Here is a 21,425-nt window from a genome sequence, read left to right as displayed (position 1 = left end):
TACTTCAGGCAGCAGCGAAACACGCTGCGCCTACTGTTACTGACGCTATTTTAATTAAAAGGTTCTTTTAATGGCCAATAATACCACTGGGTTAACCCGAATCATCAAAGCCGCCGGCTATTCATGGAAAGGTTTCCGTGCCGCGTGGGTCAATGAAGCCGCGTTTCGCCAGGAGGGCGTCGCCGCTATCATCGCGGTGATTATCGCCTGTTTCCTTGATGTTGATGCGATTACCCGCGTTTTGTTGATCGGCTCCGTGCTGTTGGTGATGATAGTGGAAATTCTCAATAGCGCTATTGAGGCCGTGGTGGACCGTATCGGCTCTGATTTCCATGAGCTCTCCGGCCGGGCGAAAGACATGGGGTCTGCTGCCGTATTGCTGGCGATTATCACTGCGGTCATCACCTGGGGCACGCTGCTTTGGTCACATTTCCGATAAGCCTCGAGAAATAATTAAGTCCCTGGTTTTTTGTGCAGTTTTTGGTTCCAAAATCGCCTTTGACTGTATATACTCACAGCATAACTGTATATACACCCAGGGGGCGGAATGAAAGCGTTAACGACCAGGCAGCAAGAGGTGTTTGATCTCATCCGGGATCATATCGGCCAGACGGGTATGCCACCCACGCGTGCGGAGATCGCTCAGCGTCTGGGTTTCCGTTCTCCGAATGCTGCCGAAGAACACCTGAAAGCGCTGGCGCGTAAAGGCGTCATTGAGATTGTATCGGGCGCTTCGCGTGGCATCCGTCTGCTGGTGGAAGAAGAGACAGGCATTCCGCTGGTGGGCCGTGTCGCGGCAGGTGAACCTTTGCTGGCACAACAGCATATTGAAGGTCACTACCAGGTTGACCCGGGCATGTTTAAACCGAGCGCAGATTTCCTGCTGCGCGTCAGCGGCATGTCGATGAAAGATATCGGTATTCTGGACGGCGATCTGCTCGCAGTTCATAAAACCCAGGACGTGCGCAACGGGCAAGTTGTGGTCGCGCGTATTGACGATGAAGTTACCGTTAAGCGTCTGAAAAAGCAGGGTAACACCGTCCAGTTACTGCCTGAAAACAACGAGTTCTCCCCGATTGTGGTGGATCTCCGCGAACATAACTTCTCTATTGAAGGGCTGGCTGTTGGGGTTATCCGCAACGGTGAATGGCTGTAATCATGTCATAACAGGCTACGGACCTGCCGTAGCCTGATTCAATCTCCACTGCCGGTATTTTTCATGTCACTGCTGACGACATCAGATAAGGCATTGTGGCGTCTTGCACTGCCAATGATTTTTTCCAACATCACCGTCCCTCTGCTGGGACTGGTAGACACGGCTGTTATTGGTCATCTGGATTCCCCCGTTTATCTGGGCGGCGTCGCGATCGGCGCGACGGCAACCAGCTTCCTTTTTATGCTGCTGCTCTTTTTGCGCATGAGTACCACCGGGCTTACGGCTCAGGCGTACGGCGCAAAAGATCCGTTGCGTCTGGCGCGTGCGCTGGTACAACCCTTGATCCTTGCCCTGGGCGCGGGTGCGCTGATCGTGGTGTTGCGCACGCCACTGATTGATCTGGCGCTGCATGTCGTTGGCGGGAGCGAGGCGGTACTTGAGCAGGCGCGGCGCTTCCTTGAAATTCGCTGGCTCAGCGCGCCCGCATCACTGGCGAACCTGGTTCTGCTTGGCTGGTTACTCGGCGTGCAGTATGCCCGTGCGCCAGTCATTCTGCTGGTGGCAGGCAATCTTCTCAACATCGTGCTTGATGTCTGGCTGGTGATGGGTCTGCATATGAACGTGCAGGGCGCCTCGCTGGCGACGGCAATTGCAGAATACGGTACCTTTTTCATCGGCCTGTGGATGGTCTGGCGCGTGCTGGCCCTGCGCGGTATCTCGCTTGCGATGCTCAAAACCGCGTGGCGCGGTAATATCCGCACGCTGCTGGCGCTCAACCGCGACATTATGCTGCGCTCGTTACTGCTTCAGCTCTGCTTTGGCGCGCTGACGGTCTTTGGGGCGCGACTTGGGCCGGAGATCGTCGCGGTTAATGCGGTCCTGATGACGCTGCTGACCTTTACCGCGTATGCGCTGGATGGCTTTGCCTATGCCGTTGAAGCCCATTCCGGGCAAGCGTATGGCGCACGCGAAAGCGGCCAGCTCCGCGAGGTGTGGCGGGCCGCCTGTCGTCAGTCAGGCCTGGTGGCGCTGGCGTTTGCACTCATTTACGCCTGTCTGGGTGAACAGATCGTTGCCTTACTTACCTCCCTCCCATCGCTGCGCGAACTGGCGAGTCACTATCTCTTCTGGCAGGCAATCTTACCGGTGGTGGGCGTGTGGTGTTATCTGCTGGACGGCATGTTTATTGGCGCGACGCGAGGTGCGGAGATGCGCAATAGCATGGCGGTCGCTGCGGCGGGATTTGGTCTGACGTTGCTGACGCTGCCGTATCTGGACAACCACGGTTTGTGGCTGGCTCTGGCGGTTTTCCTCGCGTTACGTGGCCTGTCGCTGGCCTTTATCTGGCATCGTCACTGGCGAAATAACACCTGGCTGCCTTCCCGCCACGATATATCGTGACGGTTAAAGATTCCGAATATAAAAACAACTGCCGGATCCTTAACTACAATAATAATCACGTCCAGCAGAAAAGAACGAAGCGGACGAAACTTACAGACGCTTAACACGAGGACACGATTATGAATAAAGACGAAATCGGCGGCAACTGGAAGCAGTTCAAAGGTAAAGCGAAAGAACAGTGGGGTAAGCTGACGGATGATGATATGACCATCATCGAAGGTAAACGCGATCAGCTGGTGGGTAAAATTCAGGAACGTTACGGCTACGAGAAAGATCGTGCTGAAAACGAAGTGAAAGACTGGGAAACCCGTAACGATTATCGCTGGTAATCCTTTACTCCCCCTGAGGGCGGCTTTGGGCCGCCTTTTCTTTTGCCGTTAACGCGGCTTTTTCTTCACCAGTACCGAATGGTCGTGCTGGCACTCATCCTGGTGTCGACAGGCTTCTACCTCTACGCAGGCTGAGCACAGGCCGTGCGCTTCAATCACGTTATGACGCAACGCAAAGCCCATTTTGGCTGCCAGCGTATGCATAATATCTTCAACGCCTTCCGCACCTTCTTCCTTCACGCTGCCGCAGCGATCGCAGATAAACATGGCCGACGTATGGGTTGGCTGATCGAACAGATGGCACAGCACATAGCTGTTTGTCGATTCAACTTTATGCACAAAGCCCTGTTCCAGCAGGAAATCCAGCGCGCGGTACACCGTTGGCGGTTTAGCCTGTGGCTCGCTTTCGCGCAGCAGATCAAGCAGATCGTACGCGCTGATCGCGCCCTGCTGCAGGCTCATCAAACGTAATACTTCAAGGCGCTGCGGAGTCAGGCGCACATTGCGTTGCACGCACAGCTTTTCTGCCTGCGCTAACAGCTCTTTTGTGGACTTATCCATTTAGCACCCCGGATGTTATAGGCTGGAAAACCCCCACTTTATCATGTTCTGCTAAAAACACCGAGATCCGCCAGGCTGTGCTATACCTGACGCAACGCAATCCGGGGAATAAACGATGAAAAGACCTGACTGTATTCGACACTGGCGCGAGGTAGAAGGCGCAGATGACTCAACCTATCCCGACAGTAGTGAACGCTTTGCCATTGGCGCACCGCTGGCGCGTAAGCTCGGCCTTGGACGCATTGGTATACACCATGAGCGTTTACCGCCAGGCCGACGGACCTCTTATCCACATGCTGAAAGCGACGAAGAAGAGTTTATCTACGTGCTTGAAGGCTACCCTGAAGCCTGGATTAACGGATATTTATGGAAACTTGAACCTGGCGACAGCGTGGGCTTTCCCGCCGGAACCGGGGTCTGTCATACCTTCATCAACAACACCGACGAAGAGGTACGGCTCCTGGTGGTGGGTGAGGCCAACAAGAAGCATAACCGTATCTATTACCCGCTTAATCCGGAGTACGCCGCCACGCGCGACGATCGCTGGGTAGACCACCCTCCTCAGTTTTTTGGACCGCACGATGGAAAACCTGGGAAAAAATAATTTCCTCTTCTATAAATATTGAGGGCCGTCACAAATAACAACAGGCCTGGCGAGAATTTAACTTAAGGAAATAGCGGGTCTTTTTGCACTTATTCACAGCAATAGTTCGTTCCTGTTTGGGAGATAACAGACAGGGGTTATTTAATAACAGACTATAAGACGAGCATACTGTGAAAAAACATTTTAAATTTTCGGTGGTTAGCATCGCTGTCTCCTTGTTTATGGCAAATCAGGCGGGAGCAGCCAATACCTGGACAGAATCACGTAGCGACGCCATGGGGGGCACGGGTGTCGCGGCCGGAAACTATGGCAGCGGGGCGTTAATCAACCCTGCGCTACTGGCGAAGGCGAAACCGGACGACGATGTGACGGTCATTTTACCGTCCGCTGGCGTGCAGGTGACCGATGAAGACAATCTTCAGGATGAGATTGATACCATCAACGATAAAATCAACCATTACAAAGACGTGGTTGATAACCTTACACCGATTGAGATCATTACCAACCCGTTAGGTTCCATCAACCAGTTCCAGGGCGCGGCGAAAGATCTCGCCGATGAGCTGGATTATCTCAAGGGCAAAACGGCACGCGCCACGGCGGGTGCGGGGATAGCCGTCAGTATTCCTAACGATGTCCTTTCCGTGGCCTTTATGGCTAAAGGCTATGCCCACGGACGCGTCAGTTCTTCTATTGATCAGCAAGATATTGATTACCTGCGCGGTATTCAACGCAGCGATGCGGTGGCTGCCGGCGTTGCACTGGACGCTGCGCTGAACGGCACCGATCAAATCACGAAAAACCTCAACTCAACGGCGTCTGGCCGGGCGGCAATTGTCTCCGACTATGGTATCGCGGTGGCGCGTCAGTTCGAGCTTGGCGGTGTTCCGGTGTCTGTTGGCGTCACTCCAAAACTGCAAAAGACCTGGGTTTATAACTACACCACCTCCATTTACGATTATGACAGCAACAAGTGGAACGACAGTCGCTACCGTACTGACGACACCGGCTTTAACGTTGATGCCGGTATCGCGGCCGATTTTGGTGAGCACTGGACGGTCGGCGTGAGCGGGCAAAACCTGATGTCACGCGATATCGACACCAAAGACATTCGCATCCGTAACGGGCGCACGGGGGAGGTGGTGAGCTATAAAGATACCTACCAGATCCGCCCTCTGGTTACCGCGGGTGCCGCCTGGCATAACGATCTGGTGACGTTAACCGCCGATGGCGATCTGACGGAAACCAAAGGCTTCAAAAGCGAAGACACTTCTCAGTATGTTGGCGTAGGCGCCGAAGTGACGCCGCTGAACTGGCTGGCGGTGCGTGCGGGTTTCCGTGCTGACATGAAAGGTAACGACAGCAATGTCTTTACTGGCGGTGTCGGTTTTGCACCGTTTAACACGGTCCATGTCGACCTGATGGGCCTGTACGGTGAAGACGAGACCTGGGGCGCAGGCGCCCAGCTGAGCATGACCTTCTAAAGTGCACCGGAGGCGCTGCGCCTCCGGCTTTTCTTTGTGCTATAGTAGCGCCCCCTTTTCACCAGATGCTTAAAACTTCGCCATGTCGTCAGAATTACAGACTGCTGTCCCTGCATACCGTTTCTCCATTGCGCCGATGCTCGACTGGACGGACAGACACTGTCGCTACTTCCTGCGTCAGCTCTCCCGCCATACGCTGCTGTACACCGAAATGGTGACCACCGGAGCAATTATTCACGGAAAGGGCGACTATCTGGCCTACAGCGAAGAAGAGCATCCGGTTGCTCTGCAGCTTGGCGGTAGCGATCCCGCTGCGCTGGCGCAATGTGCGAAGCTTGCAGAAGCGCGCGGCTATGACGAAATTAACCTTAACGTTGGCTGTCCGTCCGATCGTGTGCAGAACGGCATGTTCGGCGCGTGTCTGATGGGCAATGCATCCCTGGTGGCAGACTGCATCAAGGCGATGCGCGATGTGGTTTCCATTCCGGTGACGGTCAAGACCCGTATCGGCATTGACGACCAGGACAGCTACGAATTTCTCTGCGATTTTATCAATACGGTCTCCGGGAAAGGTGAGTGCGAGATGTTTATCATCCATGCGCGTAAAGCCTGGCTCTCCGGACTTAGCCCGAAAGAGAACCGTGAAATCCCGCCGCTGGACTACCCGCGCGTGTACCAGCTAAAACGTGACTTCCCGCAGCTCACGATGTCGATCAACGGCGGCATTAAATCGCTGGAAGAGGCCAAAACACACCTGGAGCATATGGATGGCGTAATGGTCGGGCGCGAGGCGTATCAAAATCCAGGCATTCTGGCGACGGTCGACAGGGAAATCTTTGGCGTTGAAGGCGCAGATACCGACCCGGTGGCCGTGGTACGCGCCATGTATCCCTACATTGAGCGTGAGCTGAGTAACGGGACGTACCTTGGTCATATCACCCGTCATATGCTGGGCCTGTTCCAGGGGATCCCGGGAGCACGCCAGTGGCGTCGCTACCTTAGCGAGAACGCGCATAAAGCCGGTGCAGACATCGAGGTGCTGGAACACGCGCTACGTCTGGTCGCTGATAAGCGATAATTTTCGCTAAAAGATCGTCAAATTCACCACGCCTCGCACACCCGTGCGGGGCGTTTTGCTTTAAGAACAGCGGGTTATGGTTGGCATGATTCTTGTAATGATCGCTGTATCATTCGGGAACGCGTGGGAGAGCACCATGTTAGAACTACTTTTTGTGATTGGCTTTTTTGTCATGCTGATGATGACGGGGATTTCCCTGCTCGGGATTCTGGCGGCTATCGTCGTGGCGACGGTGGTCATGTTTATCGGGGGATTATTTGCCCTGACGCTGAAGCTCCTGCCGTGGCTGCTGCTGGCCATTGCCGTGGTGTGGGTGATACGGGCAATTAAATCACCAAAACTGCCCACTTATCAGCGCAATAACCGTTTTCGTTACTAAGGTATTGAGGTGTTCGTCACATACCTGCAACTTTTCCGGCAGCATTGCTTAGAACAGAATAGGATTTACTTATCGAATCTGTCACTATGACTGCCGCTAAAGAATTCATCGAGCTGTACCCTACATACAGCCGAACTAAAAAAAAGAAAGGGCTTCCCACGGGAAGCCCAATTTCTTTTTAGGGGTCAGGGAATTAACAGACTTGAACCCTGTGTCGCTCTGCTCTCCAGCACCTCATGTGCACGCCTGGCATCGGTTAGCGCGTATTTCTGCGCCTCCGCCACATCCACTTTAATCACGCCGCTGGCGATCAGCGAAAAGAGCTCGTTGCTGGCCTCGATCAGCTCTTCCCGGTTAGTGATATACCCCTGCAGGGAAGGGCGAGTCACATACAGCGACCCTTTCTGGTTGAGAATGCCAAGATTAATGCCGGTCACGGCGCCCGAGGCGTTGCCGAAGCTCACCATCAGCCCGCGACGCTGCAGACAATCCAGCGACGCCTCCCAGGTATCTTTACCCACCGAGTCATAAACCACGCGCACCTTTTTGCCGTTGGTTATCTCTTTGAGGCGCTCAGCAATGCTCTCTTCACGGTAGTTAATCACCTGCCAGGCGCCAGCCTGAAGCGCGCGCTGGGCTTTTTGCGCGCTGCCCACCGTGCCGATAAGTTTTGCACCGAGCGCTTTGGCCCACTGACAGGCGATCAGCCCCACGCCGCCCGCCGCGGCATGAAACAGGAACTGCTCGTCAGGTTTGATCTCATAGGTTTTGCGCAGCAGATAATAGACCGTGAGTCCTTTCAGGAATGAGGCAGCCGCTTGTTCAAACGAGATGGCATTTGGCAGAAGGGCGGCTTTATCGGCCGGCACGTTGTGCACGGAGCTGTAGGCACCCAGCGCGGATTGCGCGTACACCACGCGATCGCCCTCTTTAATATGCTTAACGGCACTGCCCACTTTGAGCACGACGCCTGCCGCTTCCGTTCCCAGTCCGCTTGGCATGGAGGGAGGCGGATAGAGACCGCCGCGAATATAGGTGTCGATGTAGTTAATGCCGATGGCTTTGTTTTCAACCTGAACTTCGTTTTCACCAGGCGCTGCGGGGGTAAACTCCACCGCGTTTAACACTTCTGGCCCACCATGTTTCTGGAATTCAATGCGCGTTGCCATGCTCCCTCCGTCAGAAAAATATGGTAATCTTTCGACCCACTCTTTATCTCGGTAACTCCATTCACTATGGCAGGAAACAAACCCTTCAACAAACAGACTGAACCTCGCGAGCGTGATTTCCAGGTCGCAGGATTAAAAGTCCCGCCGCACTCGATTGAAGCGGAACAGTCGGTGTTGGGCGGTTTAATGCTGGATAACGAACGCTGGGACGACGTCGCCGAGCGCGTGGTGTCCGAGGATTTCTATACCCGTCCGCACCGTCATATCTTTACCGAAATGGCACGTCTGCAGGAGTCGGGCAGCCCGATTGACCTTATCACGCTCGCGGAATCGCTGGAGCGTCAGGGGCAACTGGACAGCGTGGGTGGGTTTGCTTACCTGGCGGAACTGTCAAAAAACACGCCAAGTGCGGCGAATATCAGCGCTTATGCCGATATTGTGCGCGAACGTGCAGTTGTTCGTGAGATGATCTCGGTGGCGAATGAGATCGCCGAAGCCGGTTTTGATCCGCAGGGGCGTACCAGCGAAGACCTGCTTGATCTGGCCGAGTCCCGCGTCTTTAAAATCGCGGAAAGCCGGGCAAACAAAGACGAAGGCCCGAAAAATATCGCTGATGTGCTTGATGCTACCGTCGCGCGTATTGAGCAACTGTTCCAGCAGCCGCACGACGGTGTCACCGGCGTGAACACCGGCTATGACGATCTCAATAAGAAAACCGCGGGTCTGCAGCCGTCAGATTTGATTATCGTTGCGGCGCGTCCCTCCATGGGTAAAACGACATTTGCGATGAACCTCGTCGAAAATGCGGCGATGTTGCAGGACAAGCCGGTTCTTATCTTCAGTCTTGAGATGCCATCAGAACAGATCATGATGCGTTCTCTGGCGTCGCTGTCGCGCGTGGATCAGACCCGTATCCGTACCGGCCAGCTCGACGATGAGGACTGGGCGCGTATCTCCGGCACCATGGGTATCCTGCTGGAAAAACGGAATATTTATATCGATGACTCCTCCGGCCTGACGCCGACGGAAGTGCGCTCCCGTGCGCGCCGTATCGCCCGTGAACATGGCGGCATTGGCCTTATCATGATTGACTACCTTCAGCTGATGCGCGTGCCGTCGCTGTCCGACAACCGTACGCTGGAAATCGCGGAGATTTCCCGCTCGCTCAAGGCGTTAGCCAAAGAGTTGCATGTGCCCGTGGTGGCGCTGTCGCAGCTTAACCGCTCCCTGGAACAACGTGCTGATAAGCGCCCGGTCAACTCCGACCTGCGTGAATCGGGCTCCATCGAGCAGGATGCCGACTTAATCATGTTCATCTACCGTGATGAGGTTTATCACGAGAACAGCGACCTGAAAGGGATCGCCGAAATTATTATTGGTAAACAACGTAACGGCCCTATCGGTACGGTACGTCTGACCTTTAACGGACAGTGGTCGCGTTTCGACAACTACGCCGGTCCTCAATATGATGATGAGTAATTTCTAAGGAATTCAAATGCAAGCGGCAACTGTGGTCATTAACCGCCGCGCTCTGCGACACAACCTGCAACGTCTGCGTGAACTGGCTCCCGCCAGTAAACTCGTTGCAGTCGTGAAAGCGAACGCTTACGGACACGGTCTTATTGAGACCGCGCGAACGCTCCCCGATGCCGACGCCTTTGGCGTCGCCCGTCTTGAAGAAGCCATCCGCCTGCGCGCGGGTGGGATCACTCAACCGATTTTGCTGCTGGAAGGCTTTTTTGAAGCGGCAGATCTGCCGACCATTGCTGCCCAGCATCTGCACACCGCGGTACATAACGAAGAACAACTCGCGGCGCTGGAAACCGCCGAGCTGAGTGAGCCTGTCACCGTCTGGATGAAGCTCGATACCGGCATGCACCGTCTTGGCGTGCGCCCGGAAAAGGCGGACGCGTTTTATCAGCGTCTGTGTCAGTGCAAAAACGTCCGTCAGCCGGTGAATATCGTGAGCCACTTTGCCCGTGCCGATGAACCCGAGTGTGGCGCGACCGAGCAGCAGCTGGATATTTTTAATACTTTCTGCGAAGGCAAGCCAGGAATGCGCTCCATTGCCGCGTCTGGCGGTATTTTGCTGTGGCCGCAGTCGCACTTCGACTGGGCGCGTCCAGGCATTATTCTTTACGGCGTCTCTCCGCTGGAGAACAGACCCTGGGGGCCGGATTTTGGTTTCCAGCCGGTAATGTCTCTTGTGTCCAACCTGATTGCCGTGCGCGATCACAAAGCGGGTGAGCCCGTGGGCTACGGCGGAACCTGGACCAGCGAGCGCGACACACGCCTTGGCGTGGTGGCGATGGGCTATGGCGACGGTTATCCCCGCGCTGCGCCGTCCGGCACGCCGGTACTGGTCAATGGCCGTGAAGCGAACATCGTGGGCCGCGTGGCGATGGACATGATCTGCATTGACCTCGGGCCAGATGCCCAGGATAAACCGGGTGATGACGTGGTGATGTGGGGTGAGGGTTTACCTGTTGAACGCATCGCTGAAATCACAAAAGTGAGTGCTTACGAACTTATCACGCGCCTGACATCAAGGGTTGCGATGAAGTACATCGATTAACAGACCTTTCCAGGGAGGGGTAATGTCACCATCCGAAATGGCCGCTTGTCTGGCTTATGCCCTCTCGGTCTGGCTGGCTGCCAGAAACAGTATTCACACGTGGTGGATAGGCATCATCGGCAGTGGGCTTTATGGCTGGGTCTTTTATTCGGTTCAGCTTTACGCTGACGTTACCCTGCAGCTCTTTTTCATCATCACCAGCATCACCGGCTGGGTGCACTGGCTCAAAGGTCATCGCGGGGAGGTATTGCCCGTTCGGCGTACCCGGCCCAGACATTTCTTTATCCTGCTCGCCTGCGCCCTGCTGGTGGCGGCGGGTTATGGCCTGATCTTGCATCGCTACACTAACGCCTGGGCCCCCTGGGTGGACTCCGTTATTTTGACATTCAGCGTGCTTGCACAGTTTATGTTAATGGGGCGACGCCTGGAGAACTGGTACGTCTGGCTGGCTGTAAACACGCTGGCGGTCCCGTTATATGCGATGAGAGATCTGCATTTGACCGCGGGTTTATATCTGGTGTTTTGGTTTAATGCCTGGCACGGTTTATATCAGTGGCGTAAGGAGATTCGCGCCCAGTGAAGCCTTATCGCGACGGTCTGGTTGTGGGCAAATTTGCGCCATTACACGTGGGGCATGAAGCGCTGATAAATGCTGCGCTGGCCCAGTGTGAGACGGTCTATATCATCAGTTATTCGCGTCCGGAAATCCCGGGTTATGACCCCGACAAGCGCCTTCACTGGTTAAGCGCGCGCTTCCCGCAATGTCATCACCTTGTGCTGACACCGGAGGTCATCGCGACCCATGCGCTTGAACCACTGCCGCATAATGATGCGGATGCCGATCTTCACCGGCATTACGTGGCAACGCTGTGTGAAAAAATACTTCACTGCCAGCCACAGGCCGTATTTACCGCCGAAGACTACGGCGACGGATTTGCGGCGGTGTTAAGCCAGCGTTTTGGCAAGCAGGTTACGCATGTCCGCCTCCAGCGTCCGAAGGGGCCTGATGCGCCCTCGGGAACCCTGATACGTTCTGACGTCCATCGCTACCGCACGATGATGTCCCCGGAGGTCTACCGTAGCTTTGTCTTTCGGATTTGTTTATTGGGGGGCGAATCGACAGGAAAAAGCACGCTTTCCCGCGCGCTGGCGACGACGCTCAACGCCCCATTTGTCGCCGAGTTTGGCCGAGAATATTGGGAAGAGAAGAATGGCGTGCTGGGATGCGACGATCTGCTGCATATTGCCCGCGAGCAGGTACGTCGTGAAGCGATGGCCAGCACGGCTCCCTTCCTGGTTTGCGATACCTCGCCCTTAACCACGCTGTTTTATATGCTCGACCAGTTTGGCAGCGCGCCACGCGAGCTAGAAGAATTAGCCGGGCGCGCATATTCTCTGGTGGTGCTCTGTGGCGATGAGTTTCCTTTTGTTCAGGATGGTACCCGTCAGGGGGCTGCATTCCGCCAGCGACAGCAGGCATGGTACATCCGCGCGTTAACAGACAGAAATATCCCCTATCTGTCTGTTTCTGGTTCGCTCGCTGAACGCATTGAACAGATTCGACGACATCTGCAGGAACGGATCTGATATCGCTCTCGATCTTCTGTCATATCCGGTTTATTGTTGAAATCCCTGCCTCATCGAATTCCGGAGAATCATCGCGTGTTTCAGAAAGTTGACGCCTATGCCGGCGACCCCATTCTCTCCTTAATGGAGCGTTTCAAAGAAGATCCTCGCAGCGACAAAGTTAACCTCAGTATTGGTTTGTATTACAACGAGGAGGGCATTATTCCTCAGCTGCAAGCTGTGGCAGAAGCGGAAGCGCGTCTTAACGCCGTCCCGCACGGGGCCTCGCTCTATCTGCCAATGGAAGGGTTAAACAGCTACCGCAACACCATTGCGCCGCTGCTGTTTGGTGCCGATCACGCCGTGCTGACACAAAAACGGGTGGCGACCATCCAGACGCTGGGTGGCTCGGGCGCATTAAAAGTTGGCGCTGACTTTCTGAAAAAATACTTCCCGGATTCTGGCGTGTGGGTCAGTGACCCGACGTGGGAAAACCACGTGGCGATTTTTGAGGGCGCGGGCTTTACGGTGCAGACCTATCCGTGGTTTGACAGCGAAACCAACGGCGTGCGCGTTGACGCGCTGCTGGAAAAACTGAATACGCTGCCGGAGCGCAGTATTGTTCTGCTGCATCCGTGCTGCCATAACCCGACCGGTGCAGACCTGACTAATACCCAGTGGGATGCGGTAATCGACGTGCTGAAGACGCGTAACCTGATCCCCTTCCTCGACATCGCCTATCAGGGCTTTGGCGCGGGCATGGAAGAAGATGCCTACGCTATCCGCGCCGTTGCCAGCGCCGGACTGCCTGCGCTGGTCAGCAACTCGTTCTCAAAAATCTTCTCCCTGTACGGTGAGCGCGTCGGCGGCCTGTCAGTGGTCTGTGAGGACGCTGAAGCGGCCGGGCGTGTGCTCGGACAGCTGAAGGCGACCGTGCGCCGCATTTACTCCAGCCCGCCAAACTTTGGTGCGCAGGTAGTCGCCACGGTGCTGGGTGACGATCGGCTGAAAGCGTCGTGGCTCGCCGAAGTGGAATCTATGCGCAAGCGCATCCTGACGATGCGTCAGGAGCTGGTCGACGTGCTGAAAGAGGCCGTCCCAGGGCATAATTTTGACTATCTGCTTAAGCAGCGTGGGATGTTCAGCTACACCGGCCTCAGCGCGGCTCAGGTCGATCGCCTGCGTGAAGAGTTCGGCGTCTACCTGATTTCCAGCGGCCGTATGTGCGTGGCGGGGCTTAATGCCAGCAACGTTCATCGTGTTGCGCAGGCGTTTGCTGCAGTGATGTAAGCACTCACTATCATCCCTCTCTCCCTGCGGGAGAGGGCCGAGTGAGAGCATCAGGACGCACAAAAATCTTGCCCGGTGGCGCTGCGTCTACCGGGCCTTCAGACCTCATCCGCGCTTTGTGATCTTCTTCTTTTTATTCAGCTTCATAAGTAAAAACTCCTTCCCTTCATCTCCCCCCGGGGTTATGGTCGGATAGTTTTTTGACCATTCACTCAAAATAAAACGATAACAAACTGAATATTCAGGGGAAAACATGCGCAAGATCACACTGGCGCTCAGCGCCGCCTGCTTATTGTTCTCGCTAAATAGTGCCGTCGTCGCGCGCGCTTCCGCACCGACGCCGCTTTACACCGGCACAACAGCCGCCATGCTTGCCGAGCAGGCACCTGTTCACTGGGTATCCGTAGCCCAAATCGAAAATAGCCTGTTAGGGCGCCCGCCAATGGCTGTAGGCTTTGATATCGACGATACGGTCCTGTTTTCCAGCCCGGGATTCTGGCGGGGCAAAAAAACCTACTCACCGGACAGCGAAGCGTATCTGAAGAACCCCGAGTTCTGGGAAAAGATGAATAACGGCTGGGACGAGTTCAGCATTCCTAAAGAGGTGGCGCGCGCGCTTATCGCCATGCACGTTAAACGCGGTGACAGCATTTACTTTGTGACCGGACGCAGCCAGACCAAAACCGAAACCGTCTCTAAAACGCTGCAGGATGATTTTCAGATCCCGGCTTCCAGCATGAATCCGGTTATTTTTGCCGGCGACAAACCCGGCCAAAACACCAAAACCCAATGGCTGGAACAGAAGAACATCAAAGTCTTCTATGGCGATTCAGATAACGATATCACCGCCGCGCATGACGTCGGAGCCAGAGGGATCAGGGTGTTACGCGCCTCAAACTCTACGTATCGACCGTTGCCCATGGCCGGAAAGTTTGGCGAAGAAGTGATTGTTAATTCTGAGTATTAACCGCCGGGCGGCGAGGCTGCCTCTTTTTTAATCAAATCTCGCCGCTGTGGGTTTTACCTTTCGCTTTCTTGCTGCACACTTAGAAAGATTCATCTTTCATAACGGAGCAGCACATGTGGTATCAACAGACCCTGACCTTAAGCGCGAAACCTCGTGGATTTCATCTGGTGACTGATGAAGTCATTGAGCAAATTCGCGACCTCTCGCGCATCAGGACGGGGTTACTGCATCTGCTGCTTCAGCACACGTCAGCCTCTCTCACGCTTAATGAAAATTGCGATCCCACCGTCCGGTCTGACATGGAGCAGCATTTTCTCAAAACCGTTCCGGACAACGCCCCTTATGAACACGACTATGAGGGAGCAGATGACATGCCGTCGCATATCAAATCCTCTCTGCTGGGCGTATCGCTGATGCTGCCGGTGCACAATGGTCGGTTACTGCTGGGAACGTGGCAAGGGATCTGGCTGGGAGAACATCGTATTCACGGTGGTTCGCGTAAAATTATCGCAACGCTACAAGGGGAATAAAGATGACAATTTCGGAGCTACTTCAGTACTGCATGAGTAAACCTGGCGCGGAGCAAAGCGTTCACAGCGACTGGAAAGCCACGCAGATTAAAGTGGGGGATATTCTGTTTGCGATGGTGAAAGAGGTTGAGGGTCGCCCGGCGGCGTCGCTGAAAACCAGCCCGGAACTGGCGGAGCTGTTACGCCAGCAGCACCATGACGTCCGGCCAAGCAAGCATCTCAACAAAGCGCACTGGAGCACCGTTTATCTCGACGGTTCACTGCCGGGTTCGCAAATTTACTATCTGGTGGACGCGTCTTATCAGCAGGCGGTAGAGCTGCTGCCGGAAGCGACCCGACAGCAACTCTCCGTGTGACAATTACAGCAACGGTTTGAGGAAGCGCGCGGTGTGCGAGGCTTCGCACTCTGCAACGGTCTCTGGCGTACCGGAGACGAGGATTTCACCGCCGCCGCTGCCGCCTTCCGGGCCGAGATCGACAATCCAGTCCGCGGTTTTAATCACGTCCAGGTTGTGTTCAATGACCACAATCGTGTTGCCCTGATCGCGAAGCTGATGCAGAACATCAAGCAGCTGCTGGATATCGGCAAAGTGCAGACCGGTGGTCGGCTCATCGAGAATGTACAGCGTCTGGCCGGTACCGCGTTTGGAGAGCTCACGCGCCAGCTTCACGCGCTGTGCTTCACCGCCAGACAGCGTGGTGGCAGACTGCCCCAGACGAATATAGGTCAGGCCCACATCCATTAGCGTCTGCAGCTTACGCGCCAGCGCAGGGACCGCGTCAAAGAACTCACGCGCCTCTTCGATGGTCATATCCAGCACTTCGTGGATGGTTTTGCCTTTGTACTTAATCTCCAGCGTTTCGCGGTTATAGCGTTTGCCTTTGCACTGGTCGCACGGTACGTAAATATCCGGCAGGAAGTGCATCTCAACCTTGATAACCCCGTCGCCCTGGCACGCCTCACAGCGTCCGCCGCGCACGTTAAAGCTGAAACGTCCTGGCGTATACCCGCGTGAACGCGCTTCCGGCACACCTGCAAACAGTTCACGTACGGGTGTGAACACGCCCGTATAGGTGGCAGGGTTGGAACGCGGAGTCCGCCCGATTGGACTCTGATCGATATCGATCACTTTATCGAAATGCTCCAGCCCCTGGATGTCACGGTACGGCGCCGGTTCGGCCAGCGTCGCGCCGTTCAGCTGCGTCTGCGCAATCGGGAACAGCGTATCGTTGATCAGCGTCGACTTACCGGAACCGGATACGCCGGTGATACAGGTAAACAGCCCAACCGGCAGCGTCAGCGTCACATCTTTCAGGTTGTTGCCGCGGGCGCCGGTCAGCTTCAGCACTTTTTCCGGGTTCGCCGGTACACGCTGTTTCGGCACTTCAATCTTGCGCTTGCCGCTCATGTACTGGCCGGTCAATGACTCCGGCACCGCCATAATATCTTTCAGCGTTCCTTCCGCGACCACCTGGCCGCCGTGTACGCCAGCGCCCGGGCCGATATCGATAACGTGGTCAGCGGCGCGAATCGCGTCTTCATCGTGCTCAACCACAATCACCGTGTTACCGAGATTACGCAGGTGGACAAGCGTGCCGAGCAGACGCTCGTTGTCACGCTGGTGCAGGCCGATTGAGGGTTCATCCAGCACATACATCACGCCGACGAGGCCTGCGCCAATCTGGCTCGCGAGGCGGATACGCTGAGCTTCGCCACCGGAGAGGGTCTCTGCGGAGCGGGAAAGCGTCAGGTAATTCAGGCCGACGTTCACCAGGAACTTCAGACGATCGCCGATCTCTTTCAGGACTTTTTCCGCGATTTTCGCGCGCTGGCCGGAGAGCTTCAGGTTGTTGAAGAAGTCCATCGCGTGACCGATGCTCATGTCTGAGATGGTCGGCAGCGCCGTGTTTTCAACAAACACATGGCGAGCTTCACGGCGCAGACGCGTACCTTCACAGGTCGCACAGGAACGGTTGCTGATAAACTTCGCCAGCTCCTCGCGAACCGCGCTGGATTCGGTCTCTTTGTAGCGGCGCTCCATATTGTGCAGCACCCCTTCAAACGGGTGACGGCGCACGGAGGTATCACCGCGATCGTTCATGTACTTGAACTCGATGTTCTCTTTGCCGGAACCGAACAGCACCACTTTGTGCACGTTCGGGTTCAGGCTGGCCCACGGGGCCTCGACGTCGAATTTGTAGTGCTCTGCCAGCGACTTCAGCATCTGGAAATAGTAGAAGTTGCGGCGATCCCATCCGCGGATCGCACCGCCAGCCAGCGACAGCTCCGGGTTTTGGATCACGCGGTCCGGATCAAAATATTGCTGTACGCCCAGCCCGTCACACGTCGGACAGGCGCCCGCCGGGTTGTTGAACGAGAACAGACGCGGCTCCAGCTCGCGCATGCTGTAACCACAAATCGGACAGGCAAAGTTGGCGGAGAAGAGCAGCTCTTCCGCTTTCGGGTTGTCCATATCGGAGACCACGGCCGTACCGCCAGAGAGTTCCAGCGCGGTTTCGAAGGATTCGGCCAGGCGGGTCGCCAGATCGTCACGGACTTTGAAACGGTCAATCACCACTTCGATGGTGTGCTTCTTCTGCAGCTCCAGCTTAGGCGGATCCGACAGGTCACACACTTCGCCGTCGATACGGGCGCGGATATAGCCCTGGCTTGCCAGGTTCTCCAGCGTTTTGGTGTGCTCGCCCTTACGTTCTTTAATGATGGGCGCCAGCAGCATCAGGCGTTTACCTTCCGGCTGCGACAGCACGTTATCCACCATCTGGCTTACGGTCTGCGCGGCCAGCGGGACGTCGTGATCCGGGCAGCGCGGCTCACCCACGCGTGCATACAGCAGACGCAGGTAGTCATGAATTTCGGTAATCGTACCAACCGTTGAACGCGGGTTATGCGAGGTGGATTTCTGCTCAATGGAGATAGCAGGTGATAACCCTTCAATATGGTCTACATCCGGTTTTTCCATCAGTGACAGGAACTGACGTGCGTATGCAGAGAGTGACTCCACGTAACGACGCTGTCCTTCGGCATATAAAGTGTCGAAAGCCAGTGAGGATTTGCCAGACCCCGAAAGCCCGGTCACGACGATGAGTTTGTCGCGAGGGATTATGAGGTTGATATTCTTGAGATTGTGGGTGCGGGCGCCCCGAACTTCGATCTTATCCATTCACCTTTCCCGGTTGGAACACGGATTGCCTGGTTTGTTTGAAGGACAAACGGCTGTCAGAAACGGCTAATTATGACACAAAATGACCTGTTTGAATATACAGTATTGGAATGCATTTTCTGATTCACTGTGTAACAATGTCGAGTTCGCGAGAGATTTCGGAACCGACTACGCAACTATGCAAATTGCAGCGTGGAAATGGTACACTCGCGCGTTTACACTATTAAGAAACGTATTCAGGAGACACGAACATGGCCAGCAGAGGCGTAAACAAGGTGATTCTCGTCGGTAATCTGGGCCAGGACCCGGAAGTACGCTACATGCCGAGTGGTGGCGCAGTTGCCAACATTACGCTGGCTACTTCCGAATCCTGGCGTGATAAAGCGACCGGTGAGATGAAAGAGCAGACTGAATGGCACCGCGTTGTGCTGTTTGGCAAACTGGCGGAAGTGGCTGGTGAGTATCTGCGTAAAGGTTCTCAGGTTTATATTGAAGGCCAGCTGCGTACCCGCAAATGGACCGATCAAGCCGGCGCTGAGAAGTACACCACGGAAGTTGTGGTCAACGTGGGTGGCACCATGCAGATGCTCGGCGGCCGTCAGGGCGGTGGTGCACCAGCAGGTGGCGGTCAGCAGCAGCAGGGCGGTTGGGGTCAGCCTCAGCAGCCACAGGGCGGCAACCAGTTCAGCGGTGGCGCGCAGTCTCGCCCACAGCAGCAGTCCGCGCCAGCACCGTCTAACGAACCCCCAATGGACTTCGACGACGATATTCCTTTCTGATATCCGACTGTTTAAAACAAAAAACCCAGACCTCGGTCTGGGTTTTTTTCTTCATCTCAGGGATCAGGTAATCACCATCGGCCAGTCTGGCGGGGTATGGCTCATGGCTTCCACCATGACCACTTTAATATTTTCCCAGACGGCAGCGAGATCCAGCAGGGTGATGCCAAGCAGGCCCGTTGCGAACCAGCATGCCGCGCCCAACCCCAACAGGGTGCTGATGACAGCAAGGCCAGCATAGTCAGATTTACGAAACTGAATGTTTAGCGTGCTGGCCAGGAACATCAGCACCGCACTTAACAAAGGCCAGCGCAGGAGAACCATGCTGGTAGTAATGGTTGCCATAAAACCCATCCTCAACAAAGCAGACGAACTGAATGAAACAGTGTTTCTCGTTACACAATATGTGTGAACTATATCACATTTGTTGATTTATTCGCCAGCCTCAGACGGGTGAAAAAAGCAGGAATTATCACAGCCAGGCGTCGCACGAGGATTGAGGGGAAAATATATCTTTGCACGCTAATGACCCCCTTTTATCGCTTCCAGGTAATAAATTCATTGAGATAACAAAACCTCTGCAAATTGAGGTGTGCTGTAGAACGTTTACAGCAACAACCCTTTGGATTATGCTTGAGTGGATAAATAAATTTACTCGCATTCTATAATTCAGGTTTTTGAATTTTATTGGGTTTTTTCTCTTTGTACGTTTTTAATTACACACAACGTCTCGCACTCCAGCTGTGCTGATATTCAGCATCCTGCTCTGGCTCGCCGATTTTTGAATCTGAAGAAAGTTGCGTCCGGTTTAACGCTTAATAATCTGCGAAAAAAATGAAAGAAAAACGACGTGAGATTGTTAATGACAGCCTGCGGGCGTTGCATGCGCTGGCAGATCTGATGCCCCAGCTTCACGCCCATTGTTCGCTGAGTGAGATGCTTGAGACGATCAACCGGGCCTTCGGGGCAAGCCTGGCCTGGATTAGCGTTGATACTGACGGGCTACAGCGCGTGGTCTGTGCCGGTGAAGTGACCTGTCACTCATTTGAGGTGGCCGATTTTCTTGCCGGTACCCTGCTGGAGAAGCATCACCGTGCGTGGCGGGTCGTCTACTGGAAAGAGAATATCGGCCGCGCATTATTCTCCGCTCATCATCCTGGCTATTCGCAATTGCAAAGCGGGGTGTTATGTAAGCTTTCAACCCATAACGGACAAGGCAGCGGCTATTTCTTTCTGGCGTTTGCTGAGCCGTTATATTCTCTGGCCATCCTGAAAAGTATTGTTGCGGTGCTGGTCGAAAAATTAAAAGACTATTTTTCAGAAATTATCGTTCGTGAAAAAACAGCGCAGGAAATGCAGCGTGTGGTGACCCAATATAAAACCCTGTTTGAACGAGCGCCTGTTTTAATGAACTCATTCGATAAATTTAACCGCTGCGTGCTGTGGAATGCTGAGTGTGAAAAAGTGTTTGGCTGGACAATGGCGGAGATCAGCGCCCATGCCGATCCGCTCTCACTGTTTTACCCCGACCCGGAAGAGCGGCGACGGGTCAGGGAGTCGGTAAATGTCTCGCCGCTAAAGGATATGTACGAGTGGCATCCACTGCGTAAAGACGGTACGCCGTTGACGGTTTTGTGGTCAAACATTCTGCTGCCGGACAGCTCAGTCCTGAATATCGGGCTTGATATTACCGAGCGTAAAAAAGCCGAACAGCAACTGGAAGTGAAAGCCACCACGGACGATCTTACCGGGTGTTTTAACCGTTCAACCATTTTACAGCAGCTGGAATCCGCGCTGGCGGCAAATGCCAGGCAGGATGCTGACAGCCATTTTTGCGTGCTCATGTTTGACCTTGATTTTTTCAAACAGATCAACGATCGGTGGGGGCATCAGGTGGGCGATCGGGCGCTTATCCACTTTTGCCAGGCTATCCGTGAGTTAAGCCCCGAGAACGCTGCGCTTGGCCGTGTGGGCGGCGAGGAGTTTTTACTCCTGCTGGCACGAACCGACGGCAACGCGGGCGCCCTTTTTTCGGCGAGGCTACGTACTGCCCTCAAAACCAACCCGCTCGTGGTGGGAGAGAAAAAGCTGGTGCTGTCATTCAGCGCCGGGGCGGTGGAGGTCTGCCAGGGCCAACGCGATACTTCAGGATTACTGATGCGTGCCGATAAAGCATTATATGACGCCAAGCGTACGGGTCGGGGGAAAACGGTGGTGGCTGCTGATTATTTATAAATCAAAAAACAAAATACGCGCGAGTAAATAGCATAAAATGTCATGTTGCCGTTGTTGTTTTTTCACACTGCCAGAAGTTTGGCTTAATCAACGATCCTCTGTTGTGTTATCTTAAAACCTCCCGTACCCGCTGGATAATTATT

General features: G+C 54.7%; 22 protein-coding genes. 18 read left to right on the top strand and 4 right to left on the bottom strand.

Features of this window, described 5'->3' with window-relative positions:
- Positions 1-70: 70 nt before the first annotated feature.
- The 4 genes from AB6731_RS21335 to AB6731_RS21320 all read left to right on the top strand — a co-directional run bounded on the left by AB6731_RS21335 (position 71) and on the right by AB6731_RS21320 (position 2,886).
- Positions 71-439, top strand: a complete 369-nt coding sequence (locus AB6731_RS21335) for a diacylglycerol kinase (protein ID WP_333063121.1) — start codon at positions 71-73, stop codon at positions 437-439.
- 108 nt (positions 440-547) lie between these two features.
- Positions 548-1,156, top strand: coding sequence for a transcriptional repressor LexA (gene lexA, locus AB6731_RS21330; RefSeq protein ID WP_014168203.1), 609 nt, complete (start codon positions 548-550; stop codon positions 1,154-1,156).
- A gap of 63 nt (positions 1,157-1,219) precedes the next feature.
- Complete coding sequence (gene dinF, locus AB6731_RS21325; protein ID WP_371006776.1) at positions 1,220-2,557, top strand: MATE family efflux transporter DinF; 1,338 nt, start codon at positions 1,220-1,222, stop codon at positions 2,555-2,557.
- Between the two features lie 119 nt (positions 2,558-2,676).
- A complete protein-coding gene (locus AB6731_RS21320) occupies positions 2,677-2,886 on the top strand; it encodes a CsbD family protein (RefSeq protein WP_014168205.1) in 210 nt (69 codons plus the stop codon).
- A 48-nt stretch (positions 2,887-2,934) separates the two neighbouring features.
- Here AB6731_RS21320 and zur read toward each other — a convergent pair whose 3' ends face one another.
- On the bottom strand, positions 2,935-3,447 hold the full coding sequence (gene zur / locus AB6731_RS21315; RefSeq protein WP_014168206.1) for a zinc uptake transcriptional repressor Zur: 513 nt from the start codon (positions 3,445-3,447) through the stop codon (positions 2,935-2,937).
- A gap of 115 nt (positions 3,448-3,562) precedes the next feature.
- Between zur and AB6731_RS21310 the strand changes: the two genes are divergently transcribed.
- The 4 genes from AB6731_RS21310 to pspG all read left to right on the top strand — a co-directional run bounded on the left by AB6731_RS21310 (position 3,563) and on the right by pspG (position 6,989).
- A complete protein-coding gene (locus AB6731_RS21310; RefSeq protein WP_371006775.1) occupies positions 3,563-4,051 on the top strand; it encodes a cupin domain-containing protein in 489 nt (162 codons plus the stop codon).
- 221 nt (positions 4,052-4,272) lie between these two features.
- The gene (gene traF / locus AB6731_RS21305; protein WP_153853120.1) at positions 4,273-5,532 is read left to right on the top strand and encodes a conjugal transfer protein TraF; all 1,260 of its coding nucleotides are present in this window, start codon (positions 4,273-4,275) and stop codon (positions 5,530-5,532) included.
- A gap of 82 nt (positions 5,533-5,614) precedes the next feature.
- Positions 5,615-6,610 (top strand): tRNA dihydrouridine(20/20a) synthase DusA, encoded by a 996-nt coding sequence (gene dusA / locus AB6731_RS21300; protein ID WP_371006774.1) that lies wholly within the window; start codon positions 5,615-5,617, stop codon positions 6,608-6,610.
- A gap of 136 nt (positions 6,611-6,746) precedes the next feature.
- Positions 6,747-6,989: an envelope stress response protein PspG gene (gene pspG, locus AB6731_RS21295; RefSeq protein WP_020882842.1), complete on the top strand. Its 243-nt coding sequence runs from the start codon at positions 6,747-6,749 to the stop codon at positions 6,987-6,989.
- Positions 6,990-7,174: 185 nt separating this feature from the next.
- Here the strand turns inward: pspG and AB6731_RS21290 are convergent, their stop codons facing one another.
- On the bottom strand, positions 7,175-8,158 hold the full coding sequence (locus AB6731_RS21290; protein ID WP_014168211.1) for a quinone oxidoreductase: 984 nt from the start codon (positions 8,156-8,158) through the stop codon (positions 7,175-7,177).
- Between the two features lie 66 nt (positions 8,159-8,224).
- Between AB6731_RS21290 and dnaB the strand changes: the two genes are divergently transcribed.
- From dnaB to AB6731_RS21250, 8 genes are all read left to right on the top strand, one after another.
- Positions 8,225-9,637, top strand: coding sequence for a replicative DNA helicase (gene dnaB, locus AB6731_RS21285; protein ID WP_008503375.1), 1,413 nt, complete (start codon positions 8,225-8,227; stop codon positions 9,635-9,637).
- Positions 9,638-9,653: 16 nt separating this feature from the next.
- Entirely contained in the window at positions 9,654-10,733 is a 1,080-nt protein-coding gene (gene alr / locus AB6731_RS21280) for an alanine racemase (protein WP_371006773.1), read from the top strand.
- 22 nt (positions 10,734-10,755) lie between these two features.
- Complete coding sequence (gene pnuC / locus AB6731_RS21275) at positions 10,756-11,313, top strand: nicotinamide riboside transporter PnuC (RefSeq protein WP_059306182.1); 558 nt, start codon at positions 10,756-10,758, stop codon at positions 11,311-11,313.
- A complete protein-coding gene (locus AB6731_RS21270) occupies positions 11,310-12,320 on the top strand; it encodes an AAA family ATPase (protein ID WP_371006772.1) in 1,011 nt (336 codons plus the stop codon). The genes pnuC and AB6731_RS21270 overlap by 4 nt, the downstream gene beginning before the upstream one ends.
- A 75-nt stretch (positions 12,321-12,395) precedes the next feature.
- A complete protein-coding gene (tyrB, locus tag AB6731_RS21265) occupies positions 12,396-13,589 on the top strand; it encodes an aromatic amino acid transaminase (protein WP_151712585.1) in 1,194 nt (397 codons plus the stop codon).
- A 253-nt stretch (positions 13,590-13,842) separates the two neighbouring features.
- On the top strand, positions 13,843-14,556 hold the full coding sequence (aphA, locus tag AB6731_RS21260; RefSeq protein ID WP_014168217.1) for an acid phosphatase AphA: 714 nt from the start codon (positions 13,843-13,845) through the stop codon (positions 14,554-14,556).
- 113 nt (positions 14,557-14,669) lie between these two features.
- Positions 14,670-15,086, top strand: coding sequence for a secondary thiamine-phosphate synthase enzyme YjbQ (locus tag AB6731_RS21255; protein ID WP_371006771.1), 417 nt, complete (start codon positions 14,670-14,672; stop codon positions 15,084-15,086).
- A gap of 2 nt (positions 15,087-15,088) precedes the next feature.
- Positions 15,089-15,442 (top strand): MmcQ/YjbR family DNA-binding protein, encoded by a 354-nt coding sequence (locus tag AB6731_RS21250; RefSeq protein WP_014168219.1) that lies wholly within the window; start codon positions 15,089-15,091, stop codon positions 15,440-15,442.
- 3 nt (positions 15,443-15,445) lie between these two features.
- Here AB6731_RS21250 and uvrA read toward each other — a convergent pair whose 3' ends face one another.
- Positions 15,446-18,268: an excinuclease ABC subunit UvrA gene (gene uvrA, locus AB6731_RS21245; protein WP_014168220.1), complete on the bottom strand. Its 2,823-nt coding sequence runs from the start codon at positions 18,266-18,268 to the stop codon at positions 15,446-15,448.
- Positions 18,269-18,519: 251 nt separating this feature from the next.
- Here uvrA and ssb1 point away from each other — a divergent pair, with 251 nt between their 5' ends.
- A complete protein-coding gene (gene ssb1, locus AB6731_RS21240; RefSeq protein ID WP_020882840.1) occupies positions 18,520-19,047 on the top strand; it encodes a single-stranded DNA-binding protein SSB1 in 528 nt (175 codons plus the stop codon).
- Between the two features lie 63 nt (positions 19,048-19,110).
- On the opposite strand, the gene AB6731_RS21235 is transcribed toward ssb1, so the two are convergent.
- Complete coding sequence (locus AB6731_RS21235) at positions 19,111-19,392, bottom strand: YjcB family protein (RefSeq protein ID WP_020882839.1); 282 nt, start codon at positions 19,390-19,392, stop codon at positions 19,111-19,113.
- Positions 19,393-19,881: 489 nt separating this feature from the next.
- Between AB6731_RS21235 and AB6731_RS21230 the strand changes: the two genes are divergently transcribed.
- Positions 19,882-21,282: a sensor domain-containing diguanylate cyclase gene (locus AB6731_RS21230; protein ID WP_044857504.1), complete on the top strand. Its 1,401-nt coding sequence runs from the start codon at positions 19,882-19,884 to the stop codon at positions 21,280-21,282.
- Positions 21,283-21,425: the final 143 nt, after the last annotated feature.

This window comes from Enterobacter sp. RCC_40 (assembly GCF_041360735.1).
Taxonomy (GTDB): Bacteria; Pseudomonadota; Gammaproteobacteria; order Enterobacterales; family Enterobacteriaceae; genus Enterobacter; species Enterobacter ludwigii.
The sequence above is the reverse complement of the archived record's forward strand: the minus strand, read 5'-3'. Positions and strand labels throughout refer to the sequence as shown.

What these genes read in the sequence shown, in the direction of transcription:
- AB6731_RS21335 (WP_333063121.1), top strand. Translation starts at nt 71, where the DNA reads ATGGCCAATAATACCACTGGGTTAACCCGAATCATCAAAGCCGCCGGC.
- lexA (WP_014168203.1), top strand. Translation starts at nt 548, where the DNA reads ATGAAAGCGTTAACGACCAGGCAGCAAGAGGTGTTTGATCTCATCCGG.
- dinF (WP_371006776.1), top strand. Translation starts at nt 1,220, where the DNA reads ATGTCACTGCTGACGACATCAGATAAGGCATTGTGGCGTCTTGCACTG.
- AB6731_RS21320 (WP_014168205.1), top strand. Translation starts at nt 2,677, where the DNA reads ATGAATAAAGACGAAATCGGCGGCAACTGGAAGCAGTTCAAAGGTAAA.
- zur (WP_014168206.1), bottom strand. Translation starts at nt 3,447, where the DNA reads ATGGATAAGTCCACAAAAGAGCTGTTAGCGCAGGCAGAAAAGCTGTGC.
- AB6731_RS21310 (WP_371006775.1), top strand. Translation starts at nt 3,563, where the DNA reads ATGAAAAGACCTGACTGTATTCGACACTGGCGCGAGGTAGAAGGCGCA.
- traF (WP_153853120.1), top strand. Translation starts at nt 4,273, where the DNA reads ATGGCAAATCAGGCGGGAGCAGCCAATACCTGGACAGAATCACGTAGC.
- dusA (WP_371006774.1), top strand. Translation starts at nt 5,615, where the DNA reads ATGTCGTCAGAATTACAGACTGCTGTCCCTGCATACCGTTTCTCCATT.
- pspG (WP_020882842.1), top strand. Translation starts at nt 6,747, where the DNA reads ATGTTAGAACTACTTTTTGTGATTGGCTTTTTTGTCATGCTGATGATG.
- AB6731_RS21290 (WP_014168211.1), bottom strand. Translation starts at nt 8,158, where the DNA reads ATGGCAACGCGCATTGAATTCCAGAAACATGGTGGGCCAGAAGTGTTA.
- dnaB (WP_008503375.1), top strand. Translation starts at nt 8,225, where the DNA reads ATGGCAGGAAACAAACCCTTCAACAAACAGACTGAACCTCGCGAGCGT.
- alr (WP_371006773.1), top strand. Translation starts at nt 9,654, where the DNA reads ATGCAAGCGGCAACTGTGGTCATTAACCGCCGCGCTCTGCGACACAAC.
- pnuC (WP_059306182.1), top strand. Translation starts at nt 10,756, where the DNA reads ATGTCACCATCCGAAATGGCCGCTTGTCTGGCTTATGCCCTCTCGGTC.
- aphA (WP_014168217.1), top strand. Translation starts at nt 13,843, where the DNA reads ATGCGCAAGATCACACTGGCGCTCAGCGCCGCCTGCTTATTGTTCTCG.
- AB6731_RS21255 (WP_371006771.1), top strand. Translation starts at nt 14,670, where the DNA reads ATGTGGTATCAACAGACCCTGACCTTAAGCGCGAAACCTCGTGGATTT.
- AB6731_RS21250 (WP_014168219.1), top strand. Translation starts at nt 15,089, where the DNA reads ATGACAATTTCGGAGCTACTTCAGTACTGCATGAGTAAACCTGGCGCG.
- uvrA (WP_014168220.1), bottom strand. Translation starts at nt 18,268, where the DNA reads ATGGATAAGATCGAAGTTCGGGGCGCCCGCACCCACAATCTCAAGAAT.
- ssb1 (WP_020882840.1), top strand. Translation starts at nt 18,520, where the DNA reads ATGGCCAGCAGAGGCGTAAACAAGGTGATTCTCGTCGGTAATCTGGGC.
- AB6731_RS21235 (WP_020882839.1), bottom strand. Translation starts at nt 19,392, where the DNA reads ATGGCAACCATTACTACCAGCATGGTTCTCCTGCGCTGGCCTTTGTTA.
- AB6731_RS21230 (WP_044857504.1), top strand. Translation starts at nt 19,882, where the DNA reads ATGAAAGAAAAACGACGTGAGATTGTTAATGACAGCCTGCGGGCGTTG.